The organism is Streptomyces sp. GESEQ-4 (genome assembly GCF_017948455.1).
GTDB lineage: Bacteria > Actinomycetota > Actinomycetes > Streptomycetales > Streptomycetaceae > Streptomyces.
Genome location: NZ_JAFFSU010000003.1, coordinates 109,292 through 126,477 on the forward strand (window position 1 = coordinate 109,292; position 17,186 = coordinate 126,477).

Consider the following 17,186-nt stretch of genomic DNA (forward strand, 5'->3'; position numbering starts at 1 on the left):
CGGCTCACCCCGCGATCCGTACGGTCGTGTTGGCGCCCCAGATCGCCAACGACAGGAAGAAGTCAAGGACGTTGATCGCCACGATCGACGTCCGCACGGCCCGCCCCACCGCGACGCCGACGCCAGCCGGACCGCCGCTCGCGTAGTAGCCGTAGAAGCAGTGCACGAGGATGATCACGACGGCGAAGACCAGCACCTTGCCGAAGGACCACAGCACGTCGACCGGGGGCAGGTACTGCTGGAAGTAGTGGTCGTACGTGCCCGCCGACTGCCCGTAGTAGCCGGTCGTGATGGTGCGGGCGGCGAAGTACGAGGACAGCAGCCCGACCACGTACAGCGGGATCACGGCCACGAAACCGGCGATCATCCGCGTGGTCACCAGGAACGGCAGCGAGGGCACGCCCATGACCTCCAGGGCGTCGGTCTCCTCGCTGATCCGCATCGCGCCGAGCTGCGCGGTGAACCCGGCGCCGACCGTCGCGGACAGCGCGAGCCCGGCCACCAGCGGGGCGATCTCCCGGGTGTTGAAGTACGCCGACAGGAACGCCACGAAGTTGGACGTGCCGAGCTGGTTGAGCGCGGCGTACCCCTGGAGCCCCACCTCCGTGCCGGTGAAGAACGACAGGAAGGCGATCACGCCGACCGTGCCGCCCACGACCGCGAGCGCGCCCCGGCCGAAGCTGACCTCGGCGAGCAGCCGCAGGATCTCCTTCTTGTAGCGGCGCAGGGTGCGGCCGGTCCAGGCCAGCGAGCGGCCGTAGAAGGTGAGTTGAGCGCCCAGGTCCTCGAGGGACTTCAGGGGGCGGTCGAGAAGTCTCATCGCTCAGCCCCTCTGCGGAACGACCTGGAAGTACACCGCGGTCATCACGAAGTTGGTCACGAACAGCAACATGAAGGTGATCACCACCGACTGGTTCACCGCGTCGCCCACACCCTTCGGGCCGCCCTTCGCGGTGAGTCCCTTGTACGAGGCGACGATCGCGGCGATCGCGCCGAACACGAGCGCCTTGAACTCGGCCGCCCACAGGTCGGACAGCTGGGCGAGCGTGGTGAACGAGGCCAGATACGCGCCTGGCGTGCCGTCCTGGAGAACGACGTTGAAGAAGTAGCCGCCCGCCACACCGACCACCGACACCAGCCCGTTGAGCAGCACCGCCACCACCATCGAGGCCAGCACGCGCGGCACGACCAGCCGGTGGATCGGGTCGATGCCCAGCACCTGCATCGCGTCGATCTCCTCGCGGATCTTCCGCGCCCCGAGGTCCGCGCAGATCGCCGTACCACCGGCGCCCGCGATCAACAGCGCGGTCACGATCGGCGAGGCCTCACGCAGCACCGCGAGCACGGAGGCCGCACCGGAGAAGGACTGGGCGCCGAGCTGTCGGGTGAGGCTGCCGATCTGGAGGGCGATGACCGCGCCGAAGGGGATGGAGACGAGGGCGGTCGGCAGGATCGTGACGCTCGCGATGAACCAGGCCTGCTGAATGAACTCCCGCACCTGGAACGGCCGTTTGGGGACGGTCCGTACGACATCCAGGGCCATCGCGAAGAGACTGCCGGAGTGACGTAGCGCGCCGACGGGGTTGAGGCTCATGCGTGCGCCACCTCCTCCTCACGGCGCGCGATGGCCTGCCAGCGGGGCGGCCGGGGGATGCCGGGGCTGGGCAGCAGCCGGGGTGTGAGGTGCTCGGGGTCGGTGACCTCGCCTATCGCGGCGAGTTCCTGCTCGACCTGCGCGGCGTCCTTCTCCTCCGCCATGCCGATCGGCCCCTGCATCCGGCCGTTGAGGAACTGCCGTACGACGGGTTCGTCGCTGGTCAGGAGACGATCACGCGGCCCGAACATCACCAGCTCGCGGCGGAACAGCAGCCCGATGTTGTCCGGGACCTGGCGGGCCGAGGCGATGTCGTGCGTGACGATGAGGAAGGTCGCGTCGATCTGGGCGTTGAGGTCGACGATCAGCTGGTTGAGATAGGCGACGCGGACGGGATCCAGCCCCGAGTCCGGCTCGTCGAACAGAATGATCTCCGGGTCCAGGACCAGCGCGCGGGCCAGCCCCGCCCGTTTACGCATACCGCCGGAGATCTCCCCGGGCAGCTTCTCCTCGGCGCCGATCAGACCGACCATGTCCATCTTCTCGAGCACGATCCGCCGGACCTCGCTCTCCGGCTTACGGGTGTGCTCGCGCAACGGGAAGGCGATGTTGTCGTACAGGTTCATCGACCCGAACAGCGCGCCGTCCTGGAACAGCACGCCGAAGAGCTTCCGCACCTCGTACAGGTCGTGCTCACGCAGTTTGGTGATGTCCCGGCCTTGAACCGTGATCGACCCGTGCTCCGGCTTGAGCAGTCCCACGAGCGTCTTGAGAAACACCGACTTGCCCGTGCCCGACGGGCCGAGCATGACCGAGACCTCCCCGGCGGGCAGCGTCAGCGAGACGTCCTGCCAGATGACCTGGTGACCGAAGGACTTCGTCAGCCCTTCCACACAGATCTCGACACCCATCCGGTTCACCCTTCAGCCGTGGAGCAGCCCTGACATCTGCTCTACGGGGAGGGGCGGGGTGTCCGTCGCGGCGGAGGGGGATTTTTTTGGGATGGGGTTGGGGGAGGGGGGCGCGGATCTTCTTTCGGGCGGGTTGAGCGGGGCTGTGGCGGCGCGTCGATCCGCGTGGTGGGAGCGGCGGACGCGAATTGTTTGGAACGGGGAAGGTTATTGCAGCGCGTCGACCGGGGTGGGGGCGGAGGGCGTGGTGGGGGCGTCCGGAGCCTTGGGGGTGGCGGGGAGGGCGGGGGCGCTGGGCACGGGGCGTGGGAGGTCGTGCGCGTCCGGGACGTTCGGGGCGTCCGAGATGGTCGGGAGTTCTGGCACGTGGGGCGCATCGGGCACGTCGGGCATGTCAGGCAGCTCGGGAGCGGTCAGGTCCGGGGCGGCGGTGAGCTTCGGCAGGGGCGGCACGGACAGCGGCAGCAGTGACCGGGCGTCCGGGGTTCGCCTTGTCTCCGGGGCGGCGGCGGTCGAGGCGTCCGGGGCCGCCCGCCCGCCCGGAGCCGTTGCCCGGCCGTCCTCTTCCGGCTGTTGCCACGCCTCCGGCTGCGGGGATACGGCGACCCGAGGCGCTGCGCCCTGTCCGTTCCAGTCGTCGGCGTACGGCAGCACGAAGCCGGCCACGGCCAGCGTCGCCGCCGTCGAGGCCACCGCCAGGGCCTGCGCATGACTCACCCGCGGCCTCCCCCGGCCGCACAGGAACAGCGCGAGACCGAGCGTGCCGGCCAGCGAGTTGCGCAGTGTCCGGCGGGCCCGGGCCAGCAGCGACTCGACCGTCCGGTAGCTCAGCCCCATCCGCACGGCGACCTGGCTCACATCCAGGTCCTCCGACTTCAGCCGGATCGCCTCCGCCTGGCGCGCGGGCAGCTCCCCGCTGCGCACGGCCAGCCATCTGGCCTCGGCCCGGTCGCACACCGCCTCCTCGACCGGCACAGGACCGGGAGCGATCAGCGTCGGGCTTTTGCGTACCTCGGCCTCCCGGCTGACCTGCCGGTAACGATCGACGCACAGCCGAATCGTCACCGTGGTCAGCCAGGCGGCGAGCCGCTCGTCGTCCAGGTCGGGGCGTTCCGCCGCGCGCAGCATCGCCTCGTGCACGGCGTCCTCGGCGTCCTCCAGGGACATCGACCTGCGGCGGGCCACCTTGAGCAAGTGCTCACGGTGCGTCCACATGCGCTCCCACCGGTCGTGGGCCGCCTGTATCTCCGCCGGCATGTCCATCGCCATGAGGGCCCCTTCGCGCTAACCCGCCGGCCACGTGCGTCCGGCGGGGCGCGACATTACCGTCCGGTAGCGGCGGTTGTGGAGGGGGTGGCGTCCAACGAGTTCGCATCGTTGCCGGGCAGCGAAGCCGCGCCGGGCAGCACGTCTCACCGGGCGATCATGACGTGGGTCCCGCAGGATGGTGCCGGTTGCCCAGTGTTGGGGGTGGTGAGGCAGCCGCTTGTCGTGTGCGGCGAAGCGCCGCCTCACTCCTTCGCTCAGGGAGCACCTCATGGCAGCTGCGACGGAAGAACTGATACCGGCATTGGAGGATGCCCGCCTGGCGCACACCGCGGTCCTCGACCGGTTCCGGGCGGATGCGAGGGTCACACCGCCGGGCCCGCACCGGCAGATGCTGGAGAACCGGACCGTCGAGGTCCAGTACAGCGTTCAACGCATCCGACACCAGGTGCGCGAACTGCAGCCCCGCGGCGCGATCGGCACGGCGACCGGTCTGACCCGTTCCGTCGCCTCCGGTGCGGTGCGCACGGCGATGCTGCCGTTCACGATCGGGACGGCGGTCGTGAGGAGGGTCCTGCCCGGCGGCGGGCCGGCCGACGCGCGGCAGCAGCTGAGAAACGCGGAGGACGAGTACGCCGCCGCGGCCCGGGCACTGGCGGCCTCCCGCGCCGGTGAAGTTCTCGCGGAACACGTCGATGACCAGCCGACCGCCGACCTGCTCGGCTCGCTGCGCCGCCAGGACGAGGAACTGCTCCAGTCCCTGGAGAGCAGTGTCGCCGAACACGCCCGCGCCGTGGCGGCGTCCACCAACGGCTCACGCACCAGCGAGGACCGAAGCGGCGGTCTGGCCGACAGCGCCGCCCAGACGATATGGACCGCTCTCGGCCAAGCCCGTGACCTCGTGCAGCGCGGCGGCCGACAGGTGAAGGGTGTGGCCGAAGGCGTGCGGAGGGAGACGCCGCGGCCCGGTCCGATGAGCGAGGAGTTCCTGGGAGCGGTCAAGCGGGAGGAGGACCTGCCGATCACCGGGTTCAGCCAGCTCAGCACGGACCAGATCCGGCAGCGGCTGCGCACTCTGTCCCAGGCGGACCTGACGGTGATCGAGGTCTACGAGCGCGAACATGCCCACCGGAAGGGCGTGCTGGAAGCCATAGAGCAGCTGCGCGGGGCCGAGCCGTGGGCCCGCTACGACGCCATGGACCCGAGTGAGATCACCGCGCGACTCCAGAACGCCCCCTCCGGCGAAGCCCGTCAGGTGCGGCAGTACGAACAGCGCCATATGCAGCGCCAGGAGATCATCTCCGCCGCCGAGGCCCGGCTCACCGACTGATCAGGTCCCTGGGTGGCTAGTCGAATACAGCGCAACCGCGGTGGACGGTGCCGTTGGCGTCCACCCACTCTTCCGCGCCGTCCGGGTCGAGATTCACCTCGACTCCCGCAGGTTCGAGAGTCTCGCGTATGCGCTGCCGCGTGGGCTCGCTCAGAAAGTTGTGGTGGAGGTCCAGCTTGCTGAGGTGGGTCAGCGGTTGGCCACTGAGGAGGGCGGCGCCGCCGTCGTCGGAGAGTTCACCCAAGGACAGGTCGATCACGTCGAGTTGAGGAACGATCGAGGCTGTCGCCAGGGCAGCGGCTACGTCGTCCTCGATCTCACTGTTGCGCAGAGCCAGATGCCGTAGTCGGGGCAACCGGGTGCCGGACAGGATCGGCTCCAGATCGACGATCTTGGAATCGCCGCCGTAACACTCCATGCCCAGCCACAGTTCAAGGTGCTCCAGCGCGGGCAGTTCACTCGCCCCCAGCCCGCGGACCATGTCCCCACGCAGCCCAGCGCTCTGTACCCACAGCCTGCGCAGTCCGTCATGGCGTAACGCGGAGAATTCCAGCCGGAAGTGATCCGCCGTGTCTTCCCCCGACCCATAGCCGTGTCCTTCTCCCGCACGCACTCCGAGTTCTTCCAGTGCGGGAAAGCCGGCCAGCAATGGCGCGACATCGGTCTGGGAGATCGACTGGATCTGGCAATCCTCTGTCGTGATGTCCCCCACGAAAATCGCCCGCAGGGCGGGGAACCGGTCACGCACAGCCAGGAGCAGTCCGATGGCCTCGGACGGATCCGTGTCGTCCGCGTCGCCCCAGTCTCCGATGATCAGCGCACGGACCCGTGTGGTGTCGACCGACGAGCAGAAGCGGATGAAAGAGGTCTCCCACAGATCTTCGATGCGGCTGAGGCCGTAAGCGGGTGGGTCCCAACAGCTGGTGATCCGCCAGGCCACGGCATCGGGTTCGGGCAGCGTCACCGTCTCGTCGGCATGCGGAAAGGTGAACGCGGGGAGGCCGTGCAGCGCCGTGAGTGGGGCAGTTATTCCCATTCGTGCCGCTCCCATCCTGTGAAGTACGAAGGCTGATATGGGCAGTTCTATCAGCCGACCGCCGGTGTCACCCGTATGGCCGCCGCAAGGCGTCGGCCTGGCGCGTCCGTGTTCATATGGGAGCGGACCTCCATTCCCGCGGAGGAGATGACAATGCACGAGATGTGGTGCGGCACGGACACCTCGGGAGAACCGATGTGGCACGTGCTGACGGCTGACAAGGATCTGACGCTGTGCGGGGTGGAGAAGCGTGAGGAGCCCGGCGGGCGTGAGAAGGCAGACAGGCATTGCCTGCCTTGCATGAAGGCGTTTCAGGCCGCTATGGCATCCATGAAGTCCTGAACCCGACAGACCGAACGGCTTGGCCCCATGGAGGGCGGAGGGAGGCCGTGGTCCGTTAGTGTCGCCCCGGGGCGGACGAAGCGACTCCGTCCCCGTGAAACCGATTGGCCTGGGGTGCGTCGCGGCTGTGCAGCGGTCGACTGACGCGTCCGTAAACGTGCAGGTCAGAGGCGTAACCTGGGGGCACAATGCGATTGAGAGTGGAGTTCACGACCGAGCCCTTCGACCTGGACGAGGTACCCGCGCACGCGCTGGTGGCCCGCGAGGTCATCGAGGCCGGGGAACTGGACGCGGTGGACGTCGGGCCGTTCGGCAACACGGCGGAAGGCACCGCCGATGCCGTGCTCACCGCCGTGGACGCGCTGCTGCGCAAGACCCTGGAGTCGGGTGCCACCCGGGTCTCGCTCCAGGTCAGCGTGATCGGGGAGGGCGAGCGGTGAGTGAGGACGAGCCCTTCATCACGGCCGTGAAGCCGCTGGTCGACGCCATGGGCGGCATGATGCTCCCGCCCGACGAGGCCGGCCCCGACGACGTCGTGCTCTCCTGGGACGGCGCCGACGTCGTCGCCGTACGGCTGCCGCAGCTGGCCGACTCCCTCGATCACATCCTGGCCTCCATGGAGCGCAAGCAGGGCAAGCCGCTGGCCGACCTGGACCGCAAGGCGAAGCAGGAGGTCGTACGGATACTTGAGGCGCGCGGCGCCTTCTCCGTACGGCACGGTGTCGAGACCGTGGCGGGTGCGCTCGGTGTCAGCCGGTTCACCGTCTACAACTACATCAACTACACCAGCGAGCAGCGGGCCAAGGCGCGTAAGGGCGACGAGTAGTCGCAGTAGGAGGACTGAGCCGGCGCGGTACGGCTCAGGTAGGCGCTCACCGCGCTGACGGGACCGCTCAGCCGGTGGTGGCGATGCGGTCCAGCCACTCGGTGAGAAGGGCGCCTTCGGCGTCCGTCAGGGCAGTGGTCTGCGGGAGGGCGGCGCGCAGGGCGATCGCGTGGCCGACCGGGCCGCCGTTCGGGATTACGTGCTGCGGGGGGTCGGTGGTGACCGTGGCGATGACCGACTCCCGGGCGATGGTCGACAGGGACACGTCGCGTTCGTTCTCGGGCTGGGAGATCAGGGTGAGGGTCACGCCGCGGCCGGTGGAGTGGATGAGGAAGGCGGCGCGGTCTTCGCTCATCCGCAGGCGTCCCGCCTCGGCGATGCGGCGGACCATGCCGGCCAGGATGACGGATGCCTCACGCGCGGCCGGGGGTTCGGCGCCCGGCCGCTGGTCGCCGTAGATCAGCGCGTAGAACGCGGGGTTGGCGAGGCCGAAGCCGATGTGGAGATCCCACCCACGGCGCAGGTCCGCCACCGGGTCGTCGGTCGGCCGGTTGGCGGTCTTGCTGCGCAGGTAGGTCGCGAAGCCGTGGCTGGCGACGGCGTCCAGCAGGCCTTGCTTGTCCCCGAAGATGCGGTAGATCGCCGGCGCCTGCACACCGGCCGCCGCGCTGACCGCACGGGTCGACACGGCATCCCGGCCGCCCTCGGTGAGGAGGGCGGCGGCCGCCTCGATGATCCGGTCCCGGTTGTTCTTCGCGTTCACGTTTCCAACGTTAACAGATTCTAGATATCGGTTGCGCAATCAGATCAGCTTGTCCGGAGTGATGGGCAGGTCGCGGATCCGGCGCCCGGTGGCGTGGTAGATCGCGTTGCCGATCGCCGCCGTCATGCCGGTGCCCGGGGTCTCGCCGAAGCCGCGGGCGTTGAGTGCCTCGCTGGTCGGGTCGGGTTCGTCGATGAAGATGGTCTGGACGTGTGGGATGTCGGCGTTGACGGGCAGCAGATAGCCGGAGAGGTTCGGGTTCACGATCCGGGCCTGGTGAGGGTCGACCAGGGTGTGCTCGGTGAGGGCGAATCCGACCGCGCAGACGACGCCGCCGATGGCCTGGCTGCGGATGGTTCTGCGGTTGAGGACCCGGCCGGCGTCGTACGCACCGAGCATGCGCGTCACCCGGACCCGGCCGACCCGGGGGTCGACGCGTACCTCGGCGAATTCCGCGCCGACGGAGTAGCCGTGCGGGATGGGTACGGGATCGGTGGTGGCCTCGACCGGCTCGGCGTGCCGGGTGAGGACCGTACGGATGTCCTCGCGGCGCCGGGGCCTGCCGGTCTCGTACAGGATTCCGTCCTCTACGGTGATCCGCTCGGCCGGAACCCCGTGCAAGGGGGAGCGTGGGTCGGCGACCGCGATGTCGACCACCGCCCGGCGGGCCGCGGTGCAGGCCCGGTTCACCGCGGCGCCGACGCCGGGAACGGTGGCGGACGCGACGGACATGAAGGCGAACGGATAGTCGGTGTCGCCGAGTTGGAAGTCGACGTCGGCCAGGTCCAGGCCCAGGGTCTGCGCGGCGATCTGGGACATCACCGTGTACGTGCCGGTGCCGATGTCATGGGTGCCGACCTGGACCACCGCCCGGCCCTCGGTGGAGATCACCACGCGGGCGCCCGCACCCGGCCTGCCGCCCGCCGTGTGCGCCGCGGTGGCCATGCCCCAGCCGATCAGGGTGTCGCCGTCGCGCATCGACCTCGGCCGTGGATCGCGTTCGCTCCACCGGAACTTGGCGGCGCCCCGGCGGTAGCACTCGATCAGGTGCTTGCTGCCGAACGGTGCGCCGGTGGGCTCGGGGTTGACGGCGGTGTGGTTGCGCAGCCGGAGTTCGACGGGGTCGATGTCCAGTGCGTAGCTCAGCTCGTCGAGGGCCGACTCCAGGCCGAAGGAACCGACGGACTCCGGTGGCCTCATGAAGCTCGGGGAGGGCAGATCGAGCCGTACCGCCCGCTGGGCCACGTGCACGTTGGGGCAGGCGTACAGCATGCGGGTGGAGTGACTGCCCGAGAACACGACCTGTTCGGTGCGGGTGACCTGGTGGGTGCTGACATGGTCGATGGCTGTGAGGGTGCCGTCCCGCCCGGCCCCGATCCGCAGGCGCTGGTGTGCTTCGCCGCGGTGCCCGTTGGACGTGAAGGTGTGGGCGCGGGAGAGCACCAGCTTGACCGGACGCCTCAACTCCCGGGCCACGGCGGCGGTGAGCAGGGTGTGCGGCCACACCGGGCCCTTGGCTCCGAAGCCTCCGCCCAGGAACGGCGACAGCACACGCACGTTGCCGAGGGGGACGCCGAGTGCCTGGGAGACGCAGATCCTGGTGGCGTGGCCGCCCTGGGCGGATTCGTACACCGTCACCCGCTCGGCGCCGTCCCACTCGGCGGTCGTCGTGGACGGCTCGATGGGATTGTGGTGGTGCATGGGAGTGGTGTACGTGACGTCGATGCGGACGTCGGCCTGCGCCAGCCCCGCCGCCACGTCCCCGCGGGTGAACTCGTTGGGGCCCGACAGGCCCGGCGGAGGCACGTAGGCCTCGTCCATCGCGTCGGCGACCGCGGATCGAGGCCGGCGCGCTTCGTACGAGACGTCGACGAGCGTCGCCGCGTGCTGGGCCTGCTCCAGCGTCTCGGCGACCACGTAGGCCACGGGCTGGCCACTGTGGTGGATGTCCGGGTTCTGCAGGGGGATGTAGCCCTTGAGGAAGCTGATGTACTCGGGCCGCGCCAGGCGCGGCATGTTCCGGTGGGTGAAGACGCCGATGACTCCGGCCGAGCGCTCGGCGTCGCGGGTGTCGATGCCGGTGATGCGCCCGGAGGCGACGGTGCTCATCACCAGGAAGCCGTGCAGCGTCCCGTGGACCTCGGCGTCCGCGGCGTAGGTGGCCGCACCGGTGACCTTGGCGCGACCGTCAATCCGCGGAACGGGGCTGCCTACGATCGGGCTCATCGGTTGCCCTCCAGGTTGTTTCGGTTGCCTTCCAGGTCGTTGAGGATGTCGGCGAGGGCGCGCTGCACCAGCTCGACCTTGAACGCGTTGTGCTCGCGCGGCTTCGCGTCGCGCACGAGAGCCCGGCCCGCCGCGGCGACGGTGGCGTCTTTCAGCGGCCGTCCGCGCAGGGCGTCCTCGGCCGCGTACGAGCGCCACGGCCGGGGCGCGATGCCGCCGAAGGCCAGCCGGATGTCGGTCACCATCCGCCCGCGCAGGGTCAGGGCGGCGGCCACGGAGACGACGGCGAACTCGAACGAGGCCCGGTCGCGCAGCTTCAGATACCGGGAGGTGGGGGCGACCGGGGACTCGGGAACCTCGACCCCGGTGATCATCTCGCCGTGCCGCAGCGCGGTCTCCCGGTGCGGGGTGGCGCCGGGCAGGAGGTGGAAGTCCTTGAGCGCGATCGAGCGCCGGCCGTCCGGTCCGAGGGTGAGCACGACGGCGTCCAGGGCGCTCAGCGCGACCGCCAGATCGGAAGGGTGCACGGCGATGCAGTGGTCGCTGCCGCCCAGGATCGCGTGCCGGCGGTTCTGCCCGCCGATGGCCGCGCAGCCGCTGCCGGGCTCGCGCAGGTTGCACGGGCTGCCGACGTCGCGGTAGTACCCGCAGCGGGTGCGCTGCATGAGGTTGCCGCCGATCGTGGCCCGGTTGCGCACTTGCGGGGACGCCGACGCCAGCAGGGCCTCGGAGATCGCCGGGAACCGCTCGCGGACCACCGGGTGATCGGCCACCTCCCGCATCCGGGCCGTGGCCCCGACGCGCAGCCGGCCATCGCGCAACTCGATGCCGGAAAGGGGGAGTTCGCCCACGTCCACGACCAGGCTGGGGGCGAGCACGCCGTCCTTCATCAGGTTCGTCAGCTCGGTCCCGCCGGCGATGAACGCGGCTTCGTCACGGGATCGGGACGCGACCAGACCGACGGCCTCGGACGGACGTATGGTGCGCGCGTAGTCGAACGGTTTCATCGACCGGCTCCCTTCGCCGCGTCCCGCACCGCGTCGACGATGTTCGGGTAACAGCCGCAACGGCAGAGGTTGCCGCTCATCCACTCGCGGATCTCCTCGTCCGAGCGGGTGTGGCCCTCGTCGATGCAGGCGACGGCGGACATGATCTGCCCGGAGGTGCAGAACCCGCACTGGAAGGCGTCCCGGCGGATGAACGCGTCCTGCACGGGGTGCAGGTCGTCGCCGCGCGCCAGGCCCTCCACCGTGGTGATCTCCCGGCCGTCCTCCATGACCGCCAGAGTCATGCACGACTTCACGCGCTCGCCCTCGATGAGCACCGTGCAGGCACCGCACTCGCCGCGGTCGCAGCCCTTCTTGGTGCCGGTCAGACCGAGACGCTCGCGCAGCGCGTCCAGCAGGGTGACCCGGGCCTCGATCGTGAGCGGATGCCGCCGGCCGTTGATACGGAGTGTCACCTCGGCCGTCGATGCCGGGGACGGGGATGCCACGCCGTCCGCGGCGGCGGGACGGACCGCGGCCGCCGCCACCCCGTCCATCGTGACCAGTACGGCGGTGGTGACCCCACCGGCTTTGAGCACGCTGCGGCGGCTGTGCCCGCCCGCTGAGACTTGCTCGTTCTCCGACATGCGTCGCTGTCTCCCTCTCATCAAGGCTGGGTAGCGACGTCAACGGAAGCATGTTAGCGGCGATAGTGCAAGCACTGGAAACAGAACCTTGTTATCGTCGATAACTTCGCGCCGCAGGTCCCGCGGGCTTTGTTACCCGGAATTTTCAACAAAGTGTTGACGCCGTCTGTCGGAGGGCGTTAGCTAGCGGCAGCCCGCTCAAGCACGCACGGCCGGTTACGGCCACGGAGGCTCCCGTGACTTCGACTTCCACGCCCCCGGGTCTGGCCCGGTTCAACGTCCTGGAGGAGCACGCGGCGTTCGCCGCACTGTACGAGGTCTGCGCCGCCACCGCCTGGGCCCGGCGACTGCTCGCCGCCCGTCCGTACGCCACCCCCGCGGACCTCTACGCCGCCAGCGATGCCGCGATGGCCGAGCTGACCGCCGTAGACCTTGAAGAGGCGATGGCGGGGCACCCGCCGATCGGGCGCCCCAGGCCGGGCGATCCGACCTCGGCGCGGGAGCAGCGCGGCATGGCCGGTGCCTCCGAAGGGCTCAAGGCGGAGATGCTGGAACTGAACCTGGCCTACCAGGAGAAGTTCGGCCATGTCTTTCTGATCTGCGCGACCGGCCGGACCGGCGAGCAGATGCGGGACGCGGTCAAGCAGCGGATCGGGAACTCGCCGGAGCAGGAGCGGGAGATCGTCCGCACCGAGCTGGGGAAGATCAACCGGATCCGGCTCGCCCGACTCGTAGAAGAAGACTGAAGAGGAAGTCTGACGCCATGAGCACCAGCACCACCGCCTCCGTGTCCACGCACATCCTGGACACCAGCGCCGGCCGCCCCGCCGAGGGCGTCGCCGTCCAGCTCGCGACCCGGTCGGGGCGTGACGCGGACTGGCGGGCGCTCGGCGGATCCGCGACCGACGCGGACGGCCGGTGCAAGGACCTCCCGGCGCTGCCGGAGGGGACCACACACGTACGGCTCGACTTCGCGGTGGAGCCGTATTTCGAGAAGAAGCAAGCCGATGCGCAGCAGGACGCCCCCGCGAATCGGGACAGCGGTGCCGTGTTCTTCCCCGAGGTGGCGATCACCTTCGCCGTGCGGCCCGGGGAGCACTATCACGTGCCGCTGCTGCTCAACCCGTTCGGCTACTCCGTTTACCGAGGGAGCTAGCAGAAGATGCCCACGATTCTCGGCCAGAACCAGTACGGGAAGGCAGAGAACCGCGTCGTAAAGATCACGCGGGACGGCGCCACCCACCACATCAAGGACCTGAATGTATCCGTGGCGCTCTCCGGCGACATGGACGAGGTCCACTACTCCGGCTCCAACGCCAATGTCCTGCCGACCGACACCACCAAGAACACGGTGTACGCGTTCGCCAAGGAGCATGGCATCGAATCCGCCGAGCAGTTCGGCATTCACCTCGCCCGGCACTTCGTCACCTCGCAGGAGCCGATCCACCGCGCCCGGATCCGTATCGAGGAATACGCGTGGGAGCGGATCGAGAGCTCCGACGCCAACTCCCAGTTCATCGGCGCCGACGAGGTCAAGCACTCGTTCGTACGGAAGGGCCAGGAGACCCGGCTGACCCAGATCACATACGACGGCTCGCAGTGGGAGGTGGTCTCCGGCCTCAAGGACCTCGTCGTGATGAACTCGACGAACTCCGAATTCTGGGGCTACGTCAAGGACAAGTACACGACGCTCCCGGAGGCGTACGACCGCATCCTGGCCACGCAGGTCTCCGCCCGCTGGCGGTTCAACTGGTCCGACGACGAGCAGAAGATGCCCGACTGGGAGAAGTCCTACGAGCAGACCAAGAAGCACATGCTCCAGGCCTTCGCCGAGACCTACTCGCTCTCGCTCCAGCAGACCATGTACCAAATGGGTGCGCGGATCATCAATAACCGCAGTGAGATCGACGAGGTCCGTTTCTCGCTCCCGAACAAGCACCACTTCCTGGTGGACCTGGAGCCGTTCGGGCTGAAGAACGACAATGAGGTGTACTTCGCCGCCGACCGCCCGTACGGCCTGATCGAGGCCACCATCCTGCGGGACGGCTGCGAGGCGAGGATCCCGGTCGATCTCAGCAACCTCTGATCAACTCCATATCCTCGGCACCCGCGGCCGGTGAGTTCCCTTGCCGGCCGCGGCACTCAAATTCCCCAGGGTCCTGCCGTGCCCTCTTACTGTGAGTCCACTGAGCGAAAAGGACGCATCATGGCAGCAGCCCAGCGCATCGTCATCGAGAACTGTTCGATCGCGACGGTCGACGCCACCGACACCGAGTACGCCACGGGGTATCTCGTCGTCGCCGGCAATCGCATCGAGGCGCTCGGCCCGGGCAGGGCCCCCGAGGGCCTGGAGAACGTCGTACGCCGCATCGACGCCACCGGCCACCTGGTGACCCCCGGTCTGGTCAACACCCACCACCACTTCTACCAGTGGATCACCCGGGGCCTGGCCACCGACCACAACCTCTTCAACTGGCTCGTCGCCCTGTACCCGACCTGGGCGCGCATCGACGAGCCGATGGTGTACTCGGCCGCGCAGGGGTCCCTGGCGATGATGGCCCGCGGCGGTGTCACCACCGCCATGGACCACCACTACGTCTTCCCGAAGGGCTCCGGCGACCTGTCCGGCGCGATCATCCGCGCCGCCCGCGAGACGGGTGTCCGGTTCACCCTCGCCCGCGGCTCCATGGACCGCAGCGAGAAGGACGGCGGGCTGCCGCCGGACTTCGCCGTGGAGACCCTGGACGGTGCGCTCGCCGCGACCGAGGCGACCGTGAAGGAGCACCACGACGCGTCCTTCGACGCGATGACCCAGGTGGCTGTGGCTCCTTGCTCGCCCTTCTCGGTCTCGACCGAACTACTCCGCGACGGCGCCCAGTTGGCCCGTCGGCTCGGCGTACGGCTGCACACGCACGGCTCGGAGACGGTCGAGGAGGAGCAGTTCTGCAAGGAACTGTTCGGCATGGGCCCGACCGACTACTTCGAGTCCACGGGCTGGCTCGGTGAGGACGTGTGGATGGCGCACTGCGTCCACATGAACGACTCCGACATCGCCGCGTTCGCCCGCACGAAGACCGGTGTCGCCCACTGTCCCTCGTCCAACGCCCGGCTCGCGGCCGGTATCGCCCGCGTCCCCGACATGCTCGCCGCCGGCGTCCCGGTCGGCCTCGGCGTCGACGGCACCGCGTCCAACGAGTCCGGCGAACTCCACACCGAACTGCGCAACGCGCTCCTCATCAACCGGCTCGGCGCGCACCGGGAAGCGGCGCTGAACGCACGGCAGGCGCTGCGCCTCGGCACGTACGGCGGTGCTCAAGTCCTCGGTCGCAGCGCGGAGATCGGCTCGCTGGAGCCGGGGAAGCTGGCCGACCTGGTGCTGTGGAAGCTGGACACGCTGGCCCATGCTTCGATCGCCGATCCGGTGACGGCGCTGGTCTTCGGGGCGGCTGCTCCGGTCACCGCGTCGTTCGTGAATGGGCGTCAGATTGTGGAGGACGGGCGGCTGTTGTACGTCGACGAGGACGCCGTTGCCCGGTCGACGCGGCAGGAGGCGCAGCGGTTGGCGCGGATCGCTCCGCGGGATGTGCCGCGGTAGGTCGTAGCTCGTCTGCGGCGCCGTCGTGGCTGGTCGCGCAGTTCCCCGCGCTCCTCACGAGGGGCGCTTTGGCCGTAAGGCAACTTGATCTCCGGTCGGGAGGGACGGCTCCCGGTCGGTGGCCGTGGGCCCCAACAGGGGCCCGCGGCGGCCGTCGCCGGGGTGCGCATGGACGTGCGCGCCCCGGAACGGTCCCGTCCCCCTCCCCAAACGGTCCCGCACGACCGCGCATCACCTCCTTGAAACCCACGTCAGAGCCGACGTGCTGTCAACCGACCGGAGGAGCCGCCCGTGTCCGCCCACCCCGTCGACGAAAAACTCCCCGCCGCCAAGATGGCGACGACCGGCCTGCAACATGTGGCCGCGATGTACGCGGGAGTCGTCGCCCCACCTCTGATCATCGGCGCGGCCATCGGCCTCTCCGGCACCGAACTGACCTTCCTCACCGGCGCCTGTCTGTTCACCGCGGGCCTCGCCACGTTCCTCCAGACCATCGGCGTCTGGAAGATCGGCGCCCGGCTGCCGTTCGTCAACGGCGTCACCTTCGCCGGTGTCGCCCCCATGACCGCGATCGTCGCCTCCACCGAGGACAAGTCCGACGCGCTGCCGGTCATCTTCGGCGCGGTGATCGTGGCGGGGCTGCTCGGCTTCATCGCGGCCCCCTTCTTCAGCAAGGCGGTCCGCTTCTTCCCGCCGGTCGTCACGGGGACGGTGATCACGCTCATCGGTGTGTCACTGCTGCCGGTCGCCTTCGGCTGGGCGCAGGGCCCCGACCCCGCCGCGGACGACTACGGCTCGACGACCTACCTGAGCCTGGCGGCGGCGACGCTGGTGATCGTGCTGCTTCTGCGCCGCTTCACCCGCGGCTTCGTCAAGCAGATCGCCGTCCTGCTCGGCCTGGTCGTGGGCACGCTCGTCGCGATCCCGTTCGGGGCCACGGACTTCGGTCCGGTCGCGGACGCGGCCGTCATCGGCTTCCCGACGCCGTTCCACTTCGGCGCCCCACAGTTCCAGGTCGCCGCGATCGTGTCGATGTGCGTCGTGATGGTGGTCTCGATGACCGAATCGACCGCCGACATGCTGGCGTTGGGCGAGATCGTCGAGCGCCCAGCCGACGAGAGGACCATCGCGGCCGGCCTGCGCGCCGACACCCTCGGCTCGGCGATCAGCCCGCTCTTCAACGGCTTCATGTGCAGCGCCTTCGCTCAGAACATCGGCCTGGTCGCGATGACGAAGATCCGCAGCAGGTACGTGGTCGCCACCGGCGGCGGATTCCTGGTGCTGATGGGCCTGTGCCCGGTGGCCGCCTCGCTGATCGCCGTCGTACCGCGCCCGGTGCTCGGCGGCGCGGGCGTCGTCCTGTTCGGATCGGTGGCCGCGAGCGGCATCCAGACCCTGGTGAAGGCGGGCCTGGAGAAGGACAACAACGTCCTGATCGTGGCCGTCTCCCTGGCCGTCGGCATCATCCCGATCACCGCGCCGGAGTTCTACCACGCCTTCCCGGAGACGGCGAAGATCGTCCTGGACTCGGGCATCTCCACGGGCTGTGTGGCCGCGGTCGTCCTGAACCTCCTCTTCAACCACCTGGGCAATCGGCGCGACGCCCAGGACGTCACCCATCCCATGGAGGCCGGCGAACACATCGCCGCCGCCCCCTGAACCCG

Annotated in this window: 18 protein-coding genes; 9 read left to right on the forward strand and 9 right to left on the reverse strand. The window is 69.3% G+C overall.

Features of this window, described 5'->3' with window-relative positions; all coding sequences use genetic code 11:
• Nucleotides 1–4: 4 nt before the first annotated feature.
• From KCH48_RS08665 to KCH48_RS42875, 4 genes are all read right to left on the reverse strand, one after another.
• Nucleotides 5–820: an ABC transporter permease gene (locus KCH48_RS08665; RefSeq protein WP_210571729.1), complete on the reverse strand. Its 816-nt coding sequence runs from the start codon at nt 818–820 to the stop codon at nt 5–7.
• Between the two features lie 3 nt (nt 821–823).
• Complete coding sequence (locus KCH48_RS08670; RefSeq protein WP_210571731.1) at nt 824–1,594, reverse strand: ABC transporter permease; 771 nt, start codon at nt 1,592–1,594, stop codon at nt 824–826.
• Nucleotides 1,591–2,505, reverse strand: a complete 915-nt coding sequence (locus tag KCH48_RS08675; RefSeq protein ID WP_210571738.1) for an ABC transporter ATP-binding protein — start codon at nt 2,503–2,505, stop codon at nt 1,591–1,593. Before KCH48_RS08675 ends, KCH48_RS08670 begins: the two co-directional genes overlap by 4 nt.
• Nucleotides 2,506–2,712: 207 nt before the next feature.
• On the reverse strand, nt 2,713–3,774 hold the full coding sequence (locus tag KCH48_RS42875; RefSeq protein WP_210571740.1) for an RNA polymerase sigma factor: 1,062 nt from the start codon (nt 3,772–3,774) through the stop codon (nt 2,713–2,715).
• A 268-nt stretch (nt 3,775–4,042) separates the two neighbouring features.
• Here KCH48_RS42875 and KCH48_RS08685 point away from each other — a divergent pair, with 268 nt between their 5' ends.
• Nucleotides 4,043–5,101 carry a hypothetical protein gene (locus KCH48_RS08685; protein ID WP_210571745.1) on the forward strand — a complete coding sequence of 353 codons (1,059 nt, stop codon included), beginning with the start codon at nt 4,043–4,045 and terminating at the stop codon, nt 5,099–5,101.
• 16 nt (nt 5,102–5,117) lie between these two features.
• On the opposite strand, the gene KCH48_RS08690 is transcribed toward KCH48_RS08685, so the two are convergent.
• On the reverse strand, nt 5,118–6,137 hold the full coding sequence (locus KCH48_RS08690) for an STM4015 family protein (RefSeq protein ID WP_210571747.1): 1,020 nt from the start codon (nt 6,135–6,137) through the stop codon (nt 5,118–5,120).
• A gap of 153 nt (nt 6,138–6,290) precedes the next feature.
• On the opposite strand from KCH48_RS08690, the gene KCH48_RS08695 reads away from it, so the two are divergent.
• From KCH48_RS08695 to KCH48_RS08705, 3 genes are all read left to right on the forward strand, one after another.
• Complete coding sequence (locus KCH48_RS08695) at nt 6,291–6,479, forward strand: hypothetical protein (protein WP_210571749.1); 189 nt, start codon at nt 6,291–6,293, stop codon at nt 6,477–6,479.
• Between the two features lie 188 nt (nt 6,480–6,667).
• Nucleotides 6,668–6,919, forward strand: a complete 252-nt coding sequence (locus KCH48_RS08700; protein WP_210571751.1) for a hypothetical protein — start codon at nt 6,668–6,670, stop codon at nt 6,917–6,919.
• Nucleotides 6,920–6,966: 47 nt separating this feature from the next.
• Nucleotides 6,967–7,305, forward strand: coding sequence for a helix-turn-helix domain-containing protein (locus KCH48_RS08705; protein WP_210572230.1), 339 nt, complete (start codon nt 6,967–6,969; stop codon nt 7,303–7,305).
• 67 nt (nt 7,306–7,372) lie between these two features.
• Here KCH48_RS08705 and KCH48_RS08710 read toward each other — a convergent pair whose 3' ends face one another.
• Genes KCH48_RS08710 through KCH48_RS08725 form a run of 4 tightly spaced genes read right to left on the reverse strand, consistent with a single transcriptional unit; the run spans nt 7,373 to nt 11,927 of the window.
• Entirely contained in the window at nt 7,373–8,068 is a 696-nt protein-coding gene (locus KCH48_RS08710) for a TetR/AcrR family transcriptional regulator (protein WP_307840839.1), read from the reverse strand.
• A gap of 39 nt (nt 8,069–8,107) precedes the next feature.
• Nucleotides 8,108–10,294 carry a xanthine dehydrogenase family protein molybdopterin-binding subunit gene (locus KCH48_RS08715; protein ID WP_210571754.1) on the reverse strand — a complete coding sequence of 729 codons (2,187 nt, stop codon included), beginning with the start codon at nt 10,292–10,294 and terminating at the stop codon, nt 8,108–8,110.
• Entirely contained in the window at nt 10,291–11,301 is a 1,011-nt protein-coding gene (locus KCH48_RS08720) for a xanthine dehydrogenase family protein subunit M (RefSeq protein ID WP_210571755.1), read from the reverse strand. The genes KCH48_RS08715 and KCH48_RS08720 overlap by 4 nt, the downstream gene beginning before the upstream one ends.
• Complete coding sequence (locus KCH48_RS08725; RefSeq protein WP_210571756.1) at nt 11,298–11,927, reverse strand: (2Fe-2S)-binding protein; 630 nt, start codon at nt 11,925–11,927, stop codon at nt 11,298–11,300. Before KCH48_RS08725 ends, KCH48_RS08720 begins: the two co-directional genes overlap by 4 nt.
• A gap of 236 nt (nt 11,928–12,163) precedes the next feature.
• On the opposite strand from KCH48_RS08725, the gene uraD reads away from it, so the two are divergent.
• The 5 genes from uraD to KCH48_RS08750 all read left to right on the forward strand — a co-directional run bounded on the left by uraD (nt 12,164) and on the right by KCH48_RS08750 (nt 17,181).
• Complete coding sequence (uraD, locus tag KCH48_RS08730; protein ID WP_210571758.1) at nt 12,164–12,673, forward strand: 2-oxo-4-hydroxy-4-carboxy-5-ureidoimidazoline decarboxylase; 510 nt, start codon at nt 12,164–12,166, stop codon at nt 12,671–12,673.
• A gap of 17 nt (nt 12,674–12,690) precedes the next feature.
• On the forward strand, nt 12,691–13,083 hold the full coding sequence (gene uraH / locus KCH48_RS08735; protein ID WP_210571760.1) for a hydroxyisourate hydrolase: 393 nt from the start codon (nt 12,691–12,693) through the stop codon (nt 13,081–13,083).
• A 6-nt stretch (nt 13,084–13,089) separates the two neighbouring features.
• A complete protein-coding gene (pucL, locus tag KCH48_RS08740) occupies nt 13,090–14,013 on the forward strand; it encodes a factor-independent urate hydroxylase (protein ID WP_210571762.1) in 924 nt (307 codons plus the stop codon).
• A 120-nt stretch (nt 14,014–14,133) separates the two neighbouring features.
• The gene (locus KCH48_RS08745) at nt 14,134–15,522 is read left to right on the forward strand and encodes an 8-oxoguanine deaminase (protein ID WP_210571764.1); all 1,389 of its coding nucleotides are present in this window, start codon (nt 14,134–14,136) and stop codon (nt 15,520–15,522) included.
• 291 nt (nt 15,523–15,813) lie between these two features.
• Nucleotides 15,814–17,181: a nucleobase:cation symporter-2 family protein gene (locus KCH48_RS08750; RefSeq protein ID WP_210571767.1), complete on the forward strand. Its 1,368-nt coding sequence runs from the start codon at nt 15,814–15,816 to the stop codon at nt 17,179–17,181.
• Nucleotides 17,182–17,186: the final 5 nt, after the last annotated feature.